This window comes from bacterium, from assembly GCA_030655055.1.
In the GTDB taxonomy this organism is placed as follows: Bacteria; Edwardsbacteria; AC1; order AC1; family EtOH8; genus UBA5202.
In genome coordinates, this window is the sequence record JAURWH010000216.1 from 1 (window position 1) to 17,777 (window position 17,777).

Genomic DNA, 17,777 nt, shown 5'->3' on the forward strand with positions numbered 1-17,777 from the left:
CGATACGGTGGAAGCCCATTACCGGACCCTGCCCTTCAGCCTGCCGGTTAAAATTGTTTACCTGCCTTTGTCCCCAGCCTCTGGCAATATCTCGGATACAGTCGAGACCCTGGCAGGTTTTGATCCCTCAGCCTCCCAGCCTTACAGCAGCTGGCTTAATGAAAAAAGCGGACAAGTGCGCTTCGGAGGCAGCAAGTCGCTGGGGATCTCGGCCGGGTCGGGCCGGGATTTTTCCCTGGAGCAGGCCCTGCAGGTAAGCATTGACGGGCAATTAAGCCCGGCCCTTAAGGTGAACGCTTTTCTTTCCGACCAGAACATGCCCTTGTCCTCATCCGGCAGCACCGAAGACCTAAGCCAGATCGAAAAAGTGTACATCAAGGCCCAGGGGAACGTTTGGGAGGCTGTTTTGGGCGACTACGAGCTGGATCACCGGGGCACCTCATACTTTCAGCTGAAAAGGCAGCTTCAGGGGGTCAGGGCCGCGGTTGCCGGCAAGCGGAACAGCCTGGACCTGGCGGCCGCCGTTACCAAGGGGCAAAAGGCCCGGACCGGCCTCACGGGGCAGAACGGGAAGCAGGGACCCTATCAGCTTACCGCCGTCTCCAGCGGATCCGGCTTGAAAATACTGGCCAACACCGAAAGGATCTGGCTTAACGGGCAATTGCTTAAACGGGGGGAACATCAGGATTACCAGCTTGATTACGAGACCGGGCTGTTGACCTTCAATCCCCAATGGCAGATAACTTCCGATTCCAGGATCATGGCCGAGTTTGAATACTCCGGCCAAAACTACCAGAGGCCTTTTTATTCAGCCGCAGTTGCGGCCGGGTTGGGGGGAAATCTCAGCATCAAAGGAGGGTACCGGCAGGAAGGCGATGATTACAATCGTCCCTTGGCCGGAGAACTGAGCCAGTCGGACAAGAACATACTTGATCTGGCCGGGGACGACACCTCCGGGTACTGGGCCGACGGAGGAACACCGGTCGAGGCCGGCCAGGGCAGTTATCTGTTCCGGGATTCCTTCTATGTCTACGCCGGACCCGATTCCGGCAATTACCAGGTAGCCTTCACCAAAGTGGACAGCGGCCGGGGCGACTACCGCGACAGCCTGGGCATCATGGTCTACACCGGAAAGAATCTTGGCGACTACCTGGCCGTCAAAAAACTGGCAGCCCCGGCCCGATCCCGGTTGTACACTGCGGGCGCTTATCTGGCCTGGCCGGGAGGCCGGGCGGATCTGGAGGGGGCCGGGACCGACCTGGACCAAAACCTGCTTTCGGCCAGGGACGACGGCAATAACCGGGGTTACTCCGGCGAGGCTGATTTTTACTGGAAAAGGGACACCCTCTGGATGGGAGGTTTCGAGGTCAAGGGCCGGACCATGTCGGTGGATCATGATTTTGAGAAAAGCGCGATGCCGGCCGACCCGGATTTCATCAAGCGCTGGGAACTTTATGCCTGGAACGGAACCAGAGCCATGAACAGGGAGATGCTGCGGAGAACCACGGAATATGAGATACAGCTGGGCCCGGAGATGCTGAAAGTCCAGGCCGGATGGGGGCGCCTGGACCTGGAACAGCCGGTATGGGCCAGAAATTACAAAGCCGGCCTGCAATTCCGCCCTCTTCCCGGCTATCTGCTAAAGTACGGATTTAACCGGAATCTTTTGGGACAGGCCTGGCCGGAAAGCACCTCCCTGGGAAGGCGGGATGTCCACCAGGCCGAGGCCGGGGTCTCATTTTTACGGTGGAACTATCTGGCGGATCTCTCATCCGGAACCGACCGGGTGGACCGGGGTCCGGTCAATAGTTACGGGCAAAAATATTATCTGGCCGGGCTGGGAGTGGGAAGGCGCGGCGTTCTGACCGAAGGACGGTTCAAGATCTCCCGCCGGGAGGACCAGGTAAAGGATCCTTTGGAACAAATCTTTAAACCAAAGTCATACACCACCGAACTAAACACCAAACTGGGTCTGTTGCCGGGCCGGGCCATTTCCGGAGACCTGGAACACAGTTACCGGAGGCTGGCTTACCGGCCGGGAATGACGGGACAAGATCTGAACACCCATCTGGGCCTGTTGCGGACCAACTACCAGGGCTTTGGTCAATCGCTGAAAGCCGGGTTGGACTATTCCGTCAGCAGCGCCGAAACCCGTTTGAAGCGGGAGACCTATTATCTGGTTTCGGAACGGACCGGCGATTACAGTTATGATCCTGCCACCCGGTCATATTTCCCGGATACGGCTGGCAATTACCTGAAAAAGACCGAAGAAGAGCCGGCCGGGACGATCGCGGCCGAACTATCGGCCAAAAGCTACCTTAGTTACTCACCGGGGATCTTGATGCCTGGCCCCTGGTATCAAAAAGTAAAATTTGATTTAAGCGGTGCGGCCGCCCTGAAAACGGGGCGCAAATTATCCGGGGCCATGATGGTGTTTGCGCCGGGCGCGCTTTGGGACAGAACCGCCAATCTTTCGGCCAATCTGGATCTGGCCGGAGACCTTTGGTTTTATCCGGCCGGTGCCTATTATTTCAAGCTTCATTATCGCACCCGGAGGAATGACGACAATCAGTTCCTGAACCGCAGGAGCACGGTAAGTTTCAGGGAGGGCCGGGCCGAGATCACAGCCCAGCTTGGGCCGGCGTCCAGAGGGCTGATTTTTGGCGAGCAGAATTACAACAGTACCTTGTCGATGGAAACCGGGCTGGAAAGCGAAAGGACGGGATCCAAGGCGGGAGCCGAGATCAGCTATTTTATCGGCCGACAGACCGAGCTGGGACTTAGATCAAGCTTTCTTTTGGAAAACCTTTTCAGGCAGGGATTCAATTTTGATATTCCCCGGGTAAATTACCGGGAGATAACACTATCGCCATTTGCCAGCCGCCAACTGGGGCTTAAAGGCAGCCTGAGAATGGAATTCAGCCAAATTTACCGCCGGGCCGACCAGTCTGAAACCGCCATCCCGCTGGAGTTCTCGGTCAGCCGCTCCATCGGCCAGAGCCAGGGCTGGAAATTCCAGGGCGATTACAGGTTAAATGACTATTTGACGGCATCGGCCGCCTACGACGGGCGAAAAGAACCCCAGAAAAAAACGATCCACAATGCCAGGGCTGAGATCAGGGCCAGCTTCTGATATGATAAGAATAATATTGAATGTCATATTTATCCTGTTGCTTTCAGCGGTAAGCATCTCCGGCCAGACCATCAGAACGGACAGCATCCGTTTTGAGGGCGGGAGCAACTTTACCCGGGAGCAGTTGTTGGATGCCTGGACCGTCCGGGGGGACCCGGCTGCCCGGAAGGATGCAGCTTCAGGCTGCCGAAAAATCATTGACTGGTACCGGCGGGCCGGTTATTATCAGGCGGAATGCGGGGTTGAATACAACCGGGACAGCAGTCATGTTACAGTAAGGATAAATGAGGGGCCTCGCTATCTGTTGGGGGACATATCTTTTGAGGGCAACAGCTATCTCGGCACCAACTATCTTCAGGGATTGATAGTTACAGGAAGGGATCAGGTGCTGGACAGCGCCGTCGTCATTCGTGACATGCGGGCCGTCAGTCTGGCCTACGCCGACAACGGCTTTCCACAAGCGGAAATATTGCTCAAAGAATTGAAATATGAAAATGACCGCCTGCAGATCGTATTCGGCATACAAGAAAATGCCAGGGTGCTGCTGGACAAAATATTGTTCCAGGGGAATCTGGCCACCAAGGACCGGACCATGCAGAAAATATCCGGTTTGAGATCCGGCCTGCCTTTCAGCCGGGTGACGTTGGAGAAAGCGTTGGAACGGCTGAACGGTTCCGGATTGTTTGCGGAGGTCAAAACTCCGTTGCTTTTGAACGGTACCGAGGCGGGGCGGCAGCAGGTCGTTTTCAATGTCAGGGAAGCACCGTTCAACCGGATCTTCGGGGCTGCCTCTTACCTTCAGCCCACCGCGGAGCAAAGCGGCTGGCTGGCCGGTTCGCTGGATCTTTACCTGGGCAACATCGCCGGAACCGCCCGCAGCGCCTCAGTCAAATGGGAGCGTCCGCAAAAGGAGAACAGCCGGCTGGAGATCGATTATTCCGAGCCTTTTTTGCTCGGCTTTGACGCTTTAGCCCAGGCGGGTCTCAAACATATGGTGGAGGATTCCGCTTATGTCAAGACCTCGGCCAGCCTGATGGTAAAAATGCCGGTGGGTGAAGGATTCAATGCCGGAGTGGGGGCTGAATACGAAAGAATAGTACCCGGCGCGTCATGGACCTATCAAAGAAGCAACAAATACGGGACCAAATGGCTTTTGGAATGGCAAAGGTCCCAAGATGGAATGTTTTTCAACGATATGTTCCTGAAACTGGGAGCCGATTACGGCAGAAAGAACTATTACCAGCCATTACAATCACTAACTGTCAGCAAGGTAACCGGAGACCTGGCCGTCAGAAAACGGATATTTTCCCGGCAGGAAATATATTTTGCCGTCAGGGGCCGGGCGGTAATAACCGGCGAAAAGCCGGTTCCCCGCTATGACCAGTTTTCCATGGGGGGGACCGCCTCGCTCAGGGGATATTACCAGGAGCAGTTCATCGCCAACCAGATCGCCTGGGGCAATCTGGAATACCGGTACATACCGGTAAAAAACCTGATGCTGTTTCCTTTTGCCGATCTGGGATATTTCTTTGACCGGGAAAGAAGCCTGCGCGGTTACCGATCCGGTTACGGGTTTGGTTTTAAACTGGACACCAGGATAGGATGGATCAACAGTGTTTATGGTTTGGGCCGGGATGACAGTATTTTGAACGTCAAGGTGCATTTTGGGCTGGAAAGAGAGTGTTAGGATAACTTTTATTACGAAGACGCCAAACTGCCATGCTCAAAAAGACATCGATCTTTTTATCCGTCAGTTTTGGGGTTTATTACAGACTTGCATATTTACCGCTTTTTTTGCTATAATACCAAATGATGTGCCCCTGTAGCTCAGATGGATAGAGCAACGGTTTCCTAAACCGTGTGTCGGCCGTTCAACTCGGCCCAGGGGTACCAGTATCTTTTATTTATTCCTTTTAAATACAGACGGATAGAGCCCCCCGATAAATCGGGGGTGTCGGCCGTTCTCAGCCGGCAGACATAATATATGTCAAAGCGACGGCTGATCCGCCGCCGCAAGGCAGAAGTTTATTGCTGCTGGCGGAAACTCGGCCCAGGGGTACCAATATGTTGAAAACCGGCTGGACCAAGGCCACCGATGTTATCATGATGTCTTAACTATAAACTAATTTATGTTAGGAGCAGATATTGTGAAGAGACTATCGTTGGTCTTTTTGTTTTTACTGGCTTCTTCGATGTCCGGCAATGTATCCGCCCAGACCGCTTTGCAGGCCGGAGATATCGCCCTAATAGGCATGAATACCGATACCCCCGATGCTTTCGCCTTTGTCCTGCTGGTTCCGGCAGATGCCGGGACCCAGATCACTTTTACCGACTGCGGCTGGAAAAGCGACTCGCTGATCTTTAGGGCGGGGGAGGGCGCAGTCACATACACCGCCCCGTCGGCCCTGACGGCAGGTACAGTGATCATATATGACAGTACGAATGCTGCCTTTTCTGATTTTGCAAAATACACGGGAACGATAATCACCAGCAGCCTGCTGTTGGCAACGGACGGAGATCAACTGCTTGCCTTCCAGGGCGGCGATTCATTGCCGTCTTTTTTATATGCCGTAAACGATACCGGAACAGAATGGCAGGCCAACGCCTGGAGTTCTCGCACCTCTGCTTTGCCCGCGGGACTGGTCAACGGCCAAACCGCGGTGGCGCTTTCTCATTATGACAACTATGCCTATAACGGGATCACCACCGGGACAAAGGAAGAACTATTGTCGGCCATCGGCGATTCAGCCAACTGGACGTTGCGCCACAACACCACCAGGCAGACCATGCCAACCGGGCCCTTTAACGTTACCGGGGTGGAGGGAAGCCCCGGCGATCAAAACCTGCCGGGATCATTTTCGCTGAATGCCTGGCCCAACCCGGCTAACCATGGATCTCGTATTTCATTCAAACTTCCCGGTCCCGTCACGGTAGAGTTTTCCATATTCAACATAGCCGGGCAGAAGATCACGTCCCTGGCCAGCGGGTACAGGAAAGCCGGGGTACATAGACTAAGCTGGAACCTTAAAGACTCCAAAGGCAATGCGGTTCCCACCGGAATATATTTCTATCAATTGTTGGCCGGTAATCAGTCGGTGGTGCAAAAATTATTGGTGGTCAGGTAAACGCAAAATGTTTGTTGCACAAAGGAAGAGATACTATACGTTATCTCTTCCTTTTGTTTATGTCTATTGACTTGACCTGATTAATCCGGTATTATATAAAATAAGACCCAATAATCACCTGACTAACTGCAATCTATGAAAATATTAGTTGTAATATTGCTTATTTTGTCAGCGTTTCAAAACATTTCTTACGCAGCTTTTGGAGACTGGCAGACGGGGTGCCGGGCCAAAGGAATGGCCGGAGCTTATACAGGAGTGGCGGAAGGGCTGGATGCCATCCGGTGGAATCCGGCCGGGCTTGCCGGCCTGGCAGGCTGGCAGGCACAAGCTAATCTTGGCAGCAGAACGGGAATTCCCGGACCGGCGAATACAACAGCCAGCCTGGGTAAAAACATGGGCCGGTGGGGCGGAATGGCCTTGGCGATCCAACTGACCGGCAGTGAACCGGAATACGACCAGTCGTTTGTTTTTGCCCACGGTTTCGGCATGACGGACCAATTCTCTTTTGGCTACGATCTGAATCTTTATCGCCGTGGCACGGCCTATTCAGCCGGGGTGGACGTGGGGCTATTGGCCAGGGTCCACCGCATATGGAGGGTTGGGTGTTTTGGGCATAACTTTAACCATCCTTCCTTTGGGACGGAGACACCATATGAACTGCCCAGCGGTATTGCCGTTGGGCTGGCTTGCCAGTATTTGCCTAGGTGGACGGGTTCGGCGGAAGCTGGCAAAGAACCGGGCCATACCGCTTGTTACAAGATCGGGACAGAATGGGCGGTTAAACAAAATGTCTTTAACCTGCGCGGCGGCCTGTCCAGTCAAGGCAGGGTGACGCTATATTCGCTGGGAACGGATATCACCGCATCCGGTCTGACGGTGGGATATGCTTATGAAGGCGGACATCAGGAGCTTGCCGGAAATCACCAGCTTGGCCTGGCTTATAAATGGGGGGCAAAATGAAACGCTCATTGCAAACAGGCTTGATCATCTGGTCGGCATTTCTATTCTACGGAACAGCCAGGGCTGAGTTCAAATGTTTTTCTGCCAATCTGCACGCCCATACCGGGTATTCCGACGGTGAAAGCACCCCCGACACGGCCTTCGCCCATGCCAGGGACATTGCCCGGATAGACATTCAGGCTTTGACCGACCATAACAATTACACCGATTATTCCATAAGCCCCAACGAGTATCAAAATACCCGCTTGATGGCGGATACTTTTTCCGTTCCCGGCCGTTTCCTGGCTTTGGCCGGACAGGAAGTGGGGCGGTGGAGTTCCACCGGTTTTGGACACATCAATATATACGATGCTCCGGAGCTTTTGGCTTACGACTACAGCGATCTTTTGGGGACCTATCAACTTATAAGCACTTCGGGACTACCCGCCATGTTCAACCATCCGGTTCCGGGTTCAAACGATTGTCCCAACTTTACGGACCTCCGTTATTGCCCTGACTTTGTACAGGCCATGGACCTGCTGGAGATAGTCAACGGCGATTACATTTATGAAAATGAATACCTGAAAGCCCTTAATAACGGCTGGCAGGTGGGGGCTTCGGCCAACCAGGACAACCACGACCGGAACTGGGGTAACCGGATCAATGATGACGGCAGGTTACCCCTAACCGGCATCTGGGCGGATACCCTTATCAAAGGCTCAATTTTGGAAGCGCTGCAAGCCAGGCGTACTTTTGCCCGGTTGTCCCGTCCTGCTGCCGGCCGGATTGAAGTGTCATTGATGTCAGGGGAGCATTGGCAGGGTGAGCATTATGTCACCTCCAGTTCCAGCCTGTCCTTCCGTATCATGGTCAGGGCGGATTCCATCAGGTTCAACAAGATCTATTTATATACCGACGGGCAAATATCTGATTCGCTTTCACTGAATGATATTGATACCTTGTGGAGCCTGAGCAAGGCAGTGCCAAACGGCAAGCATTACTTTTTCGTGAAAACCGTTCAAGCCGACACCAGCCTGGCCTGGACCAGCCCGTTATTCATTGACGTCATGCCGGATGATGCCAAGGCAAGAGTGATAACCTGGCCCACCCCGGTGGTGGAAAGCTGTCAAATTGTCTATCCGCCGGTAAAGGGAGCCACCAATGTCAAGGCTGTTATTTACGATGTGGCCGGAAGCAAAATATGGGAAAATAATTTGAAAGATCCTTCGGCTGCCCTGAACTGGAACTCCCGGGATTTAAAGGGGAACTTGGTGCCCAATGGGTTGTATATCATCAAGATCGAACAAAGCGGTCCGGCCCAAACCAGCATTTCCACCGGCAAAACCGTGGTCTCCCGATGAGATCAATCATTCTTTTTACTGTCTTGCTGTCAGGGCTGGTTTCTTCCGCTCCTGGCGGGGTGATGCCCTGGAACCAGCCAACCTCGCCGGCTGAGATCGCCCTTTCCGAATCCGTGCTTGAAATGATGTCAGAGCCCCAGGGCCTCTCATTGAATCCGGCATTGCTGGCGGACGTCAAGTGGAAGGGGGTAAGCAGTTCCGGTATCCTTTGGCCGATGGATATTTACGGCGGATCGGTCGGAGGAGTATTTCCCGTGGCCCAAGCGGGTGCCGCCGCCGCCGGGATCAGCTATTGGAATTACGGACAGCTGGACGCTTATGACCGCCTGGGCGGCCGGTTGGGGACCATCGAACCCCAGGCAGTATCCGTCCTGTTAGGTTTTGGCCGCAGGCTCTACGGAGGACTCAGCGGCGGCATCAACCTCAAGGGAGCAGTATCCGCCATCGGCAGCAACAAGGATTACTGCTGGTGTTCCGACCTGGCGGTAAGTTATGATTTCAGGCATTTAACTGCCAATCTGCAGTTGAGAGACCTGGGGCCGCGTTACCCGGTCAACGATTCCCTGAAATACGACCTGGCAAAAACATTTGCGGCCGGAATCAGCAGGACATTTTTCAAAGACCATTTGGCGGCAAGTATGCAGCTTAATGCGGCCGAAGACCAAAAATGGCATCCGGTGCTGGGATTGGAGTACAGCCCGTTTAAAGCCGTAACCGTTCGACTGGGTTACGACGGGGACAACACCAAGCCGGAACGGTCAAAGCTGGGCTTGGGAGTTTGCTTAAGGCAGACCGGAAAGCAGGATTATTCCGTGGAATACGGCTACCGCTGGTGGGGGGCATTGGGTACGGCCCAGGCCTTGTCCCTGGGAATGAGTTTTTAAGCTTAACCCGTGTCAGGGACCTGCATGTTTAAGCGGCACCTGTAACCAGCAGCCTGACGAAAAACCGGCTTGACAGTGCCGGTAGTTTCAGATATAATTGAACCATACCAGCATAAATGAATAATTCTTAAGGAGCACCAAGTGTCGCACCAGGTAAGCAAACATACATTGAAACGCGATGAATTCGCCGATGATGCCATAAAGATGGTAACTTTCGTCCGCAAGCATGCCACCGAAGCCATGGCGGTGGCTGCGGCAATACTGGTAGTGATCGCCGGTTTGATCCTGATGGGCCAGAACCGGGCCAAAAGCGAAAAAGAGGCCGCCATGATGGTCGGAATGGCCCACTCCGCCTATTTCAGCGGCGACATGACCAACGCCCAAACCGCCTACGAAGAGATCGTCAGCAAGCACGGCTCCAGTTCTTCCGCCAAAGAAGCCCTGGTCTATTTGGGCAACATCAATTTTAACCAGCGCAAGTACGAAGAGGCCATCAAAAGCTACGACCGGGCAATAAAGGCCGGAAGTTCCAATCCCTTGATCATGTCGGCCGCCATCAGCGGTCTGGCCGCCTGCTTTGAGCAGACCGGGCGCCTGCCCGAGGCCGGTGAAAAATACCTGGAGATCGCCAAGAAATATTCCAAAGACCAGTACCTGGCCACCAACGCCCTGATCTCGGCCGGGCGCTGTTTCGCCGCCGGCAACCTTATGGATAAGGCCAAAGCCGCTTATCAGCAGATCATAAAAGATTATTCCGGCACCGCCGCCGCCGCCGAGGCAAAATCGCAGATGGCGCAGCTGCCGGGCTGACCAGAACGGATAACTCATGCCAAAACTGAATGTAGCCTTTTTATGGCACATGCATCAACCCTGTTATCGCATCCCCGATAGCAGGGTTTTTAGCCTTCCCTGGGTGCGCCTGCACGGGCTAAAGGACTATTACGACATGCTGTCCAACGCCCTGAAATTCCCGGAGATCAAAGTATCATTCAACCTGGTTCCCGGCCTGCTGGAACAGCTGCAGGATTACACCGAGGGGCGGGCCACCGACCAGCATTTTATGGTTTCCCAAAAACAGCCTTCGGACCTTAGCGAAGATGAACGCTGTTTCATCCTCAAGGACTTTTTCATGGCCCACTGGCCCCACATGGTGGAGCCTTATCCCCGGTATCTGGCCCTGCTGGAGAAAAGAGGGAGGCATTTTCATCCTTCGGCCCTGCCCAAGATCAGCCAAACCTTCAGCGATCAGGAACTGCTGGACCTGATGGTCTGGTTCAATCTTTGCTGGATAGATCCCCTGCATTTTATGCAAAGGCCGGAACTGGCCAATCTTAAAGCCAAGGGCAAGAACTTTACAATGGAAGACAAGGATCGTCTTTTAGATCAGCAAATGGACATTTTAAGGTCCATCGTCCCGGCCTACAAAAAGGCCTGGGACCAGAAATCCATCGAGATCGCCACCTCGCCGTTCTATCACCCCATTTTACCCTTGCTGTGCGACACCCAAACCGCCCGGGAATGCATGCCGGGGGCGCCCCTGCCGCAAAGGTTCAGTTATCCCGGGGATGCCCAGGCCCAGATAATAAACGGGCTGGATTACATGGAAAAATTGTTCGGACGGCGGCCCAGCGGGATGTGGCCTTCCGAAGGCAGCGTCAGCGAAAAGACCGTGGAGCTGATCCGGCAGGCCGGGGTAAAATGGATGGCCAGTGATGAGAAGATATGGGAGCAAAGCCTGGGCAAGGCCGGCCGCAACCGGGAGGATCCCGGCGAAGCAGGTCAGTTCTACCGCTCGCATATTTGGGATAAGGCAGAAAATCCACGACTGTTCTTCCGCGACCAGCAGCTTTCCGACCTGATAGGCTTTGCCTATTACGGATGGGACGGCCAGGCGGCGGCCCGGGACCTGGTGGGACGGCTGGAGAGGAAAGCGGATGCCTTGGGCAGCCAGGCGGCGGCCCACATCGTTCCGGTGATATTGGACGGCGAGAATGCCTGGGAGGCTTTTCCCCAGGACGGGCAGATATTTCTGGATCAGTTGTACCAGCAATTGGCCCAAAGCCCCAAGCTTAACTGCTGCACCTTCAGCCAGTATCTGGAGCAGGGCCCGGAACCGGGCAAAATGAGCAGGATATTCCCCGGCTCCTGGATCAACCACGACTTCTCCATCTGGATAGGCCAGGAGGAGGACAACCGGGCCTGGAACCTGCTGCTGGCGGCCCGCCAGGCCATAGACCGCCAGAAGGATTCCATAGCACCGGCTGTTATGCCGGAGATCACAAAAGAACTGCAGATAGCCGAGGGCAGCGACTGGTGCTGGTGGTACGGGGGGAATTTCTCCAGCGAGAACCTGGAGGATTTTGACAGTCTGTTCCGCAGCCACCTTCAGCGGATATATCAACTGCTCAATCTGGAAGCCCCCCGCGAGCTGTTCAGCCCCATTTCCCTGGGAAAGGACATAGATGTCCTGATCAACCAGCCCATAGACCTGATCACCCCGAAGATAGACGGCAGGGTCAGCGACTTTTACGAGTGGGCGGGATCCGGGACATACAACATCAGGCAGGACGGCGGGACCATGCACCGGGGCCAGAGCCTGCTGGAAGTGGTCCATTTCGGCTTTGACCAGGAGAACCTGTATCTCCGGCTTGATCCCCATGAAAAGACCGATGTCAACGAGATCCAAGCCCTGACCATAAACCTGGAATTCCAGGGCCAGCCGGCCAGGATCATCCCGGTGAAACCCGGCGCAATGGAGAACGAAGCCGCTGTACGTTCAGCATATGGAAAGATCATCGAGATAAAAATGCCGTTCACCGTTATTGGAGCGAAGCCGGGAGATACTATCAGCTTTTATATCGCGCTGGTACAGAACAACCTGACAGTTGAACGGCATCCCATAAGGAGCCCGATAACATTTAAAGTGCCCGATGGCGAGTTTGGGGCCAATAACTGGGGGGCTTGAGAAGCAGATGCAAACTCTTTTCACAAAAAGGCATAGTTATGAAACAAGCCCAAATAGGTCTTCGATCCGGGCTTTCAGCCTGATAGAAATGATAATAGCGCTGGTGGTGTTTTCCATCGTGGTGGGCACGATCATCAGTTTTATGGTCAATTTCAACCGCTCGGTGCAGAAACAGCAGACCAATATCATGCTGGGCCGGGAATCAGAAGCCGTATTTAAGCGCCTGGATACCCAGCTGTCGTCGGCCTTTGGTTGGATCAACGGCACGCCAACCAGTTTTACCTTTATCCTGCAGAACGGGGATTCCGTGATGGTAGTCTGGGACCGGGCCGACAGCATGCTGTATCTGGGCGATGCCCGGCAATTCCCGGCCGGAGTAAAAGTGACCGAGTGTCAGTTCCTTTACATGCCCAAGAAGATGGAAGCCATGTCCATGGCTCCGGAGTTGTGGTTGAAGGAGGTTGACCTGGATGATAATCAGGTCATAGAAGGAACTGAGTTATACAATGTGGCTTTGTTGCAGGTTAAGATCAAGTTAGCTAAGAATACCAGTTTGTATGAAGGAAGTAAGAATTTTAGGCTGCCGCCGGTCGTGGCGGAAGTAAAGGTTTTGGAGTAATTGACAAGAGTTTAATAACAATTTGTAAAGGAGCAACAATGGAACTAATGCATTTAGTGAGTTTAGCGCCTACAACAGTTGTATTAATTTTATGTCTTTCTGTAGCTTTTATAATTTATACAATTATAAAAGCTACTAAAAATAAAGGTGATGGCTACAAAAAAGCAATAGTTGGGTCAATACTATTTTCAGTTGGCGCAATAACCACAATACTATCAGCAACGCTGACGAGATCATCATCCTCTGTTAATTCAATTTATAAATTATTATTGCCTTTTGGGATATTATTTGCGGGGGTTGGTTACTATTGGACATATAAATATCATTGGTATGTTTACAACAATAAGTTGACGAATAAATCTAAACACTAAACCCATTGTTGATAACCTTCCTTTTCACCCTATGGTTTTAGTTACTCTATTAATAGTCAAGAGGGGGTTTTCAACCCACAAAGGTTGTCCCGACCGTTGAATCTCTTACGATATGAAGTTCCCAATATAACCTGCCGTTTTCCATCTTACCAGACGGATGTTTGTAGTATCGATTTAACAGCATTTTGCCACTTGCTTCGTCCAAAGCCCAACAGTCGTTTGTGTAATAAGATCCCATCCGGGCATTACCTTAGTTCTAAGGTCACTTTTGCCATAGAGGGAGGCTTATGCTCTGGATAGTAAAGGCTTATAAAACAGGTAAAACAGCTAATTAATGCATTATCCTTGCCTTTCAATTGTCCCATAATAAATATTATGTAAACTATGAGTATGAATAGATGGACAGGCTTTTATTCCGAAGATCCCCGGGTTCTCTCCGCTCCCAGGTCCCTATGCTCCGAGTACGCCGCCGTTGAATTCAAGAAACTCAATTGCCATTCCATCCTTGACCTGGGCTGCGGCGTGGGCCGGGATTCTTTTTATCTGGCATCTCAGGGCTTGAATGTCTTTTCCATGGACTCGGCCTATACCGGCCTTAGCAAAGCCCAAAGTCTGGTTCCAGCCTGCCAAGCCGGCAAAAGCCGCCTGATCCAGGGTGATGCACTATCTTTGCCGTTCTCGGATGCCTGTTTTGACGGGATATACTGTTTTGGGCTGTTGCACGAGTTCCTGCCCCCGGATTGCGACCAGGCCGTAGAACAGGTACTTAAAGAGGCTTCACGGGTGCTTAGGGACCAGGGCCTGCTCGTATTGGCAGTGCTGGCCGGTGATCCTACTGCCGGTTTGCCCCATGTCAGTTTGTTCACCCGAGAAATGACCAATTTTGAAGCTTATTGCCTGAAGTGCCTGGAAATTAACAAGTATTATGATATTGGCTGTACCGGCAGCAACGATTACCTGATCTGGCGTGGTTTATATAAAAAGGTCCTAAAGTAAAAAAGCCCTCAATATTGAGGGCTTTTTCATTAGTCATTTGATAACTATATTAATTAACTTACCTTGTATCAACAATACTTTAAGTATCTCTTTACCTTTAACCATTTCTGCTATTTTAATATTTTCCAGAGCTTTAGCCTTTACAATATCTTCACTTAAGCCAGATGGTATGACCATCTTCTCGCGAACCTTTCCATTAACTTGAATCACCAATGTTATCTCGTTGTCTTTGGCTATGTTAACGTCAAAAGACGGCCATTGGGACTTATAAATGGTACCTTTGCCTCCGATAGCCTCCCATAGCTCCTCGGCCATATGTGGGGCGAACGGCGCCAGCATCAGCACCATGTTTTCCAGTATTTCGGCCAAAATGGCCTCGTTGGCCGGCCCCTTGCGCTCCTGTTCCACCGGCTGCCAGTAGTCGTAGATCTCGTTCAAAAGCTCCATCAGGGCGGCAATGGCGGTATTGAACTGAAAGCCTGCGATATGGCCGTCCACCTTGTTCATGGTCTGGTGCAGTTTGCGGCGCACCTGGGCCTCCCTCCCGGTCATTTCCTTGGGCAGGGCCTCCCTCCAGTTATTCTTATAATACGGCAGGGCGGCGTCCAGCCACTTCCAGGTCCGGTTAAGGAAACGGTAGGAGCCATTGATGCTTTCCTCCGACCATTGGACATCATCCTCGAACGGGGCCACGAACATCTCAAATATCCTCAGGCTGTCCACCCCGTACTTGTGGGCGATCTCCTCCGGGGTCACCACATTGCCCTTGGATTTGGACATCCGGGCCCAGCGCCAGACGATCTGGTCCTTGGGAAAGCCCTCCAGGTCCTCGGGCTTGAGCACTATCCAGTCCAGGATTTTCTCGGAGTCTTCAGTTCCCTCCGAGCTTTTGGGTTTTCTTCCCGGGGTGTGGGCCAGCAGGGATCCCTGGTTCTTAAGTATCTTGAAAGGCTCCTGAAAGTTGATGTAACCGGCGTCATAAAGCACCTTGGTCCAGAACCGGGCGTACAGAAGGTGCGAACGGGCATGCTCGATACCGCCGGCATACAGGTCCACCGGCATCCAGTAGGCCATCTTTTCCCTATTGGCGAACTCCCGGTCATTATGGGGATCGGCAAAACGGAAGAAATACCAGGACGAGCAGGCATAGCCGCCCATGGTGTCGGTCTCCCGCTTGGCGGCTCCGCCGCATTTGGGGCATTTGGTATTGACGAATTCAGGGATGCCGGCCAGCGGCGACTCACCGGTCCCGGACGGCTTATAGTTCTCCACCTCGGGCAGGGCTACCGGTAATTGGTCTTCGGGAACCGGAACCTCACCGCACTTGGGGCAATGGATGATGGGTATGGGTGCGCCCCAGTATCTCTGTCGGGAGATCAGCCAGTCGCGCAGGCGGTAGTTAACCTTGTGATGCCCGATCTTCTGTTCTTCCAGCCATTTGGTGATGGCGGCCTTGAAGTCAGCGGTCTTCATCCCGTCATATTTGCCGGAATTGACCGCCAGTCCTTCCTCGGGCTCGGCCTGGGCCAGTTCACAGGCTTTGCCGTCACTGCTGACCACCTGAATGATGGGCAGGTTGAACTTTTTGGCGAACTCAAAATCCCTGGTATCGTGCCCCGGCACGCACATGATGGCCCCAGTACCGTAACCCATCATCACGTAATCGGCGATCCACACCGGCACTTCCTTGTTATTGATCGGATTGACGGCATATGCCCCGGTAAAGACGCCGGTCTTGGTGCGCTCGGCGTTCATCCGGTCCATCTCGGTCTCGGCCTTGGCCTTTTTTATATAGGCCTCAACTTCGGATATCTTTTCAGGTGTGGTAATGTCTTTGACCATAGGATGCTCCGGCGCCAGGACAATGAAAGTGGCTCCGAACAAAGTATCCGGCCTGGTGGTGAAGACTTCAATTTGCAATTTGGGATTTGCAATTTGAAATGTAACAGTGGCTCCCTCGCTCCGCCCTATCCAGTCCCTCTGCATCTCCTTCATCCCGGCCGACCAGTCCAGGGAATCTAGGTCTTTCAGCAGCCGGTCGGCGTAATCCGTGATCTTGAAGAACCACTGGGGCATGGGGCGTTTTTCCACCAGGGTGTCGCAGCGCCAGCAGCGGCCCTCCTTCACTTCCTCGTTGGCCAGGCCGGTCTTGCACTGGGGACACCAGTTGATGGGCGCGGTGGATCGGTAGGCCAGGCCCTTCTTGTAAAGCAGCAGAAAGAACCACTGGGTCCACTTGTAATACTCGGGCCGGCTGGAATCTATCTCCCGGTCCCAGTCGTAGCTGCACCCGGCCAGCTTAAGGGTCCGCTTGTAATTGGCGGCGTATTCCGGCACCATCTCCCGGGGGTTGCGGCCCCGCTTGATGGCCTCGTTCTCGGCCGGCTGGCCGAAGGCGTCCCAGCCCATGGGGTGCAGCACGCTGTAGCCCTTCATGCTCTTGTAACGGCAGAAGGCGTCCAGCGGCACGTAGTTTTTCAAATGGCCCACATGCAGGCCGGAGCCGGAGGGGTAGGGGAACATTTCCAAAGCATAGTACTTCGGTTTATCGGAGGAATCGGGGGCCTTAAAGGTCTTCTCCTCCTCCCACTTTTTCTGCCACTTGGGCTCGATGGATCTTGGATCGTAGAATTTTGGCATTTTTTATTTATTCTTTGATATTAAGGGAATCTGTCATGCCTGCACCGGCTTCGTAAATATGGGGTGTGGCCAGTACCAGGAATTGGTGATCTTCGGTGACTTTTACTTCCTTGCCGAAGAAAAAGCCTAAAACAGGGATGTCTTTCAAATAAGGGATTCCCCGGCGGTTGGTTTTTGTGATCTTTTTTGATATCTTGCCCAACAGGATTGTTTTATTATTAACAGTTGTGACATTGCTCTCTAAAAAACCATCAATTGTTGATTGGGTGTAATTATCAATGCTTATTCTGACGTTAAGTTCAACAATGTCGGTTTCGGTGATTTTGGGAAATAACGAGATGCTGACCCTGTCGTTGTAGCCGAGTCCCTGGTATTGTGAATGGTCATAATAATAGCTTACTTCGGATGACATCTGGCCCCAGGTGCGGTTCTGGACCAGCAAAGAGGGGCTGGCCGCCAGGAACAGTTTGTTTTGGGCCGCATTTTGCTCGATGTTGTCGATTATATCATCGAAATTAGCATAAAGGTCCGCATTGGCCGACCGGCCGAAACCGTTCGACTGGTAATAAGAACGATCTTCACTGCCGTCATTATTGCTGTAGTGCTTGTTGACATTTTCGCTTTTGCTGACAGAGTAACGGCCGGAACCGTTCACGGTTTGCAGCAGTTCAAACAGGTCCAAACCGGTTTTGCTGCCCTTGATCGAGGTCAGATCGTATATCTTCAATTCCACTACAACTTGTT

General features: G+C 52.9%; 13 protein-coding genes and 1 tRNA gene. 12 read left to right on the forward strand and 2 right to left on the reverse strand.

What is annotated here, in order from left to right:
• From Q7U71_09965 to Q7U71_10020, 12 genes are all read left to right on the forward strand, one after another.
• On the forward strand, positions 1–3,133 hold a 3,133-nt coding region (locus tag Q7U71_09965), incomplete at its 5' end, for a hypothetical protein (GenBank protein ID MDO9392083.1).
• Between the two features lie 16 nt (positions 3,134–3,149).
• Entirely contained in the window at positions 3,150–4,820 is a 1,671-nt protein-coding gene (locus Q7U71_09970; GenBank protein ID MDO9392084.1) for a POTRA domain-containing protein, read from the forward strand.
• A 129-nt stretch (positions 4,821–4,949) separates the two neighbouring features.
• Positions 4,950–5,026: transfer RNA gene (locus Q7U71_09975), tRNA-Arg, on the forward strand.
• Positions 5,027–5,280: 254 nt separating this feature from the next.
• Entirely contained in the window at positions 5,281–6,258 is a 978-nt protein-coding gene (locus Q7U71_09980; GenBank protein MDO9392085.1) for a FlgD immunoglobulin-like domain containing protein, read from the forward strand.
• A gap of 135 nt (positions 6,259–6,393) precedes the next feature.
• A complete protein-coding gene (locus Q7U71_09985; protein MDO9392086.1) occupies positions 6,394–7,218 on the forward strand; it encodes a hypothetical protein in 825 nt (274 codons plus the stop codon).
• Positions 7,215–8,558 carry a hypothetical protein gene (locus Q7U71_09990; protein MDO9392087.1) on the forward strand — a complete coding sequence of 448 codons (1,344 nt, stop codon included), beginning with the start codon at positions 7,215–7,217 and terminating at the stop codon, positions 8,556–8,558. The genes Q7U71_09985 and Q7U71_09990 overlap by 4 nt, the downstream gene beginning before the upstream one ends.
• On the forward strand, positions 8,555–9,442 hold the full coding sequence (locus Q7U71_09995; GenBank protein MDO9392088.1) for a hypothetical protein: 888 nt from the start codon (positions 8,555–8,557) through the stop codon (positions 9,440–9,442). The genes Q7U71_09990 and Q7U71_09995 overlap by 4 nt, the downstream gene beginning before the upstream one ends.
• A 141-nt stretch (positions 9,443–9,583) precedes the next feature.
• Positions 9,584–10,252 carry a tetratricopeptide repeat protein gene (locus Q7U71_10000; GenBank protein MDO9392089.1) on the forward strand — a complete coding sequence of 223 codons (669 nt, stop codon included), beginning with the start codon at positions 9,584–9,586 and terminating at the stop codon, positions 10,250–10,252.
• Between the two features lie 16 nt (positions 10,253–10,268).
• Positions 10,269–12,407, forward strand: coding sequence for a glycoside hydrolase family 57 protein (locus Q7U71_10005; protein ID MDO9392090.1), 2,139 nt, complete (start codon positions 10,269–10,271; stop codon positions 12,405–12,407).
• A gap of 7 nt (positions 12,408–12,414) precedes the next feature.
• Positions 12,415–13,026, forward strand: a complete 612-nt coding sequence (locus Q7U71_10010; protein ID MDO9392091.1) for a type II secretion system protein — start codon at positions 12,415–12,417, stop codon at positions 13,024–13,026.
• Between the two features lie 38 nt (positions 13,027–13,064).
• Positions 13,065–13,397: a hypothetical protein gene (locus tag Q7U71_10015; GenBank protein MDO9392092.1), complete on the forward strand. Its 333-nt coding sequence runs from the start codon at positions 13,065–13,067 to the stop codon at positions 13,395–13,397.
• A 390-nt stretch (positions 13,398–13,787) separates the two neighbouring features.
• Positions 13,788–14,393 (forward strand): class I SAM-dependent methyltransferase, encoded by a 606-nt coding sequence (locus Q7U71_10020; GenBank protein ID MDO9392093.1) that lies wholly within the window; start codon positions 13,788–13,790, stop codon positions 14,391–14,393.
• A gap of 33 nt (positions 14,394–14,426) precedes the next feature.
• Here Q7U71_10020 and leuS read toward each other — a convergent pair whose 3' ends face one another.
• Positions 14,427–17,033 (reverse strand): leucine--tRNA ligase, encoded by a 2,607-nt coding sequence (gene leuS, locus Q7U71_10025; protein ID MDO9392094.1) that lies wholly within the window; start codon positions 17,031–17,033, stop codon positions 14,427–14,429.
• Between the two features lie 7 nt (positions 17,034–17,040).
• The coding region (locus Q7U71_10030; protein MDO9392095.1) for a hypothetical protein at positions 17,041–17,777 on the reverse strand (737 nt) is incomplete at its 5' end.

Bases quoted from the DNA above. Each gene is read 5' to 3' on its own strand.
- Q7U71_09985 (MDO9392086.1), top strand. From the start codon at position 6,394: ATGAAAATATTAGTTGTAATATTGCTTATTTTGTCAGCGTTTCAAAAC.
- leuS (MDO9392094.1), bottom strand. From the start codon at position 17,033: ATGCCAAAATTCTACGATCCAAGATCCATCGAGCCCAAGTGGCAGAAA.
- Q7U71_10015 (MDO9392092.1), top strand. From the start codon at position 13,065: ATGGAACTAATGCATTTAGTGAGTTTAGCGCCTACAACAGTTGTATTA.
- Q7U71_10005 (MDO9392090.1), top strand. From the start codon at position 10,269: ATGCCAAAACTGAATGTAGCCTTTTTATGGCACATGCATCAACCCTGT.
- Q7U71_10020 (MDO9392093.1), top strand. From the start codon at position 13,788: ATGAATAGATGGACAGGCTTTTATTCCGAAGATCCCCGGGTTCTCTCC.
- Q7U71_10010 (MDO9392091.1), top strand. From the start codon at position 12,415: ATGCAAACTCTTTTCACAAAAAGGCATAGTTATGAAACAAGCCCAAAT.
- Q7U71_09995 (MDO9392088.1), top strand. From the start codon at position 8,555: ATGAGATCAATCATTCTTTTTACTGTCTTGCTGTCAGGGCTGGTTTCT.
- Q7U71_09990 (MDO9392087.1), top strand. From the start codon at position 7,215: ATGAAACGCTCATTGCAAACAGGCTTGATCATCTGGTCGGCATTTCTA.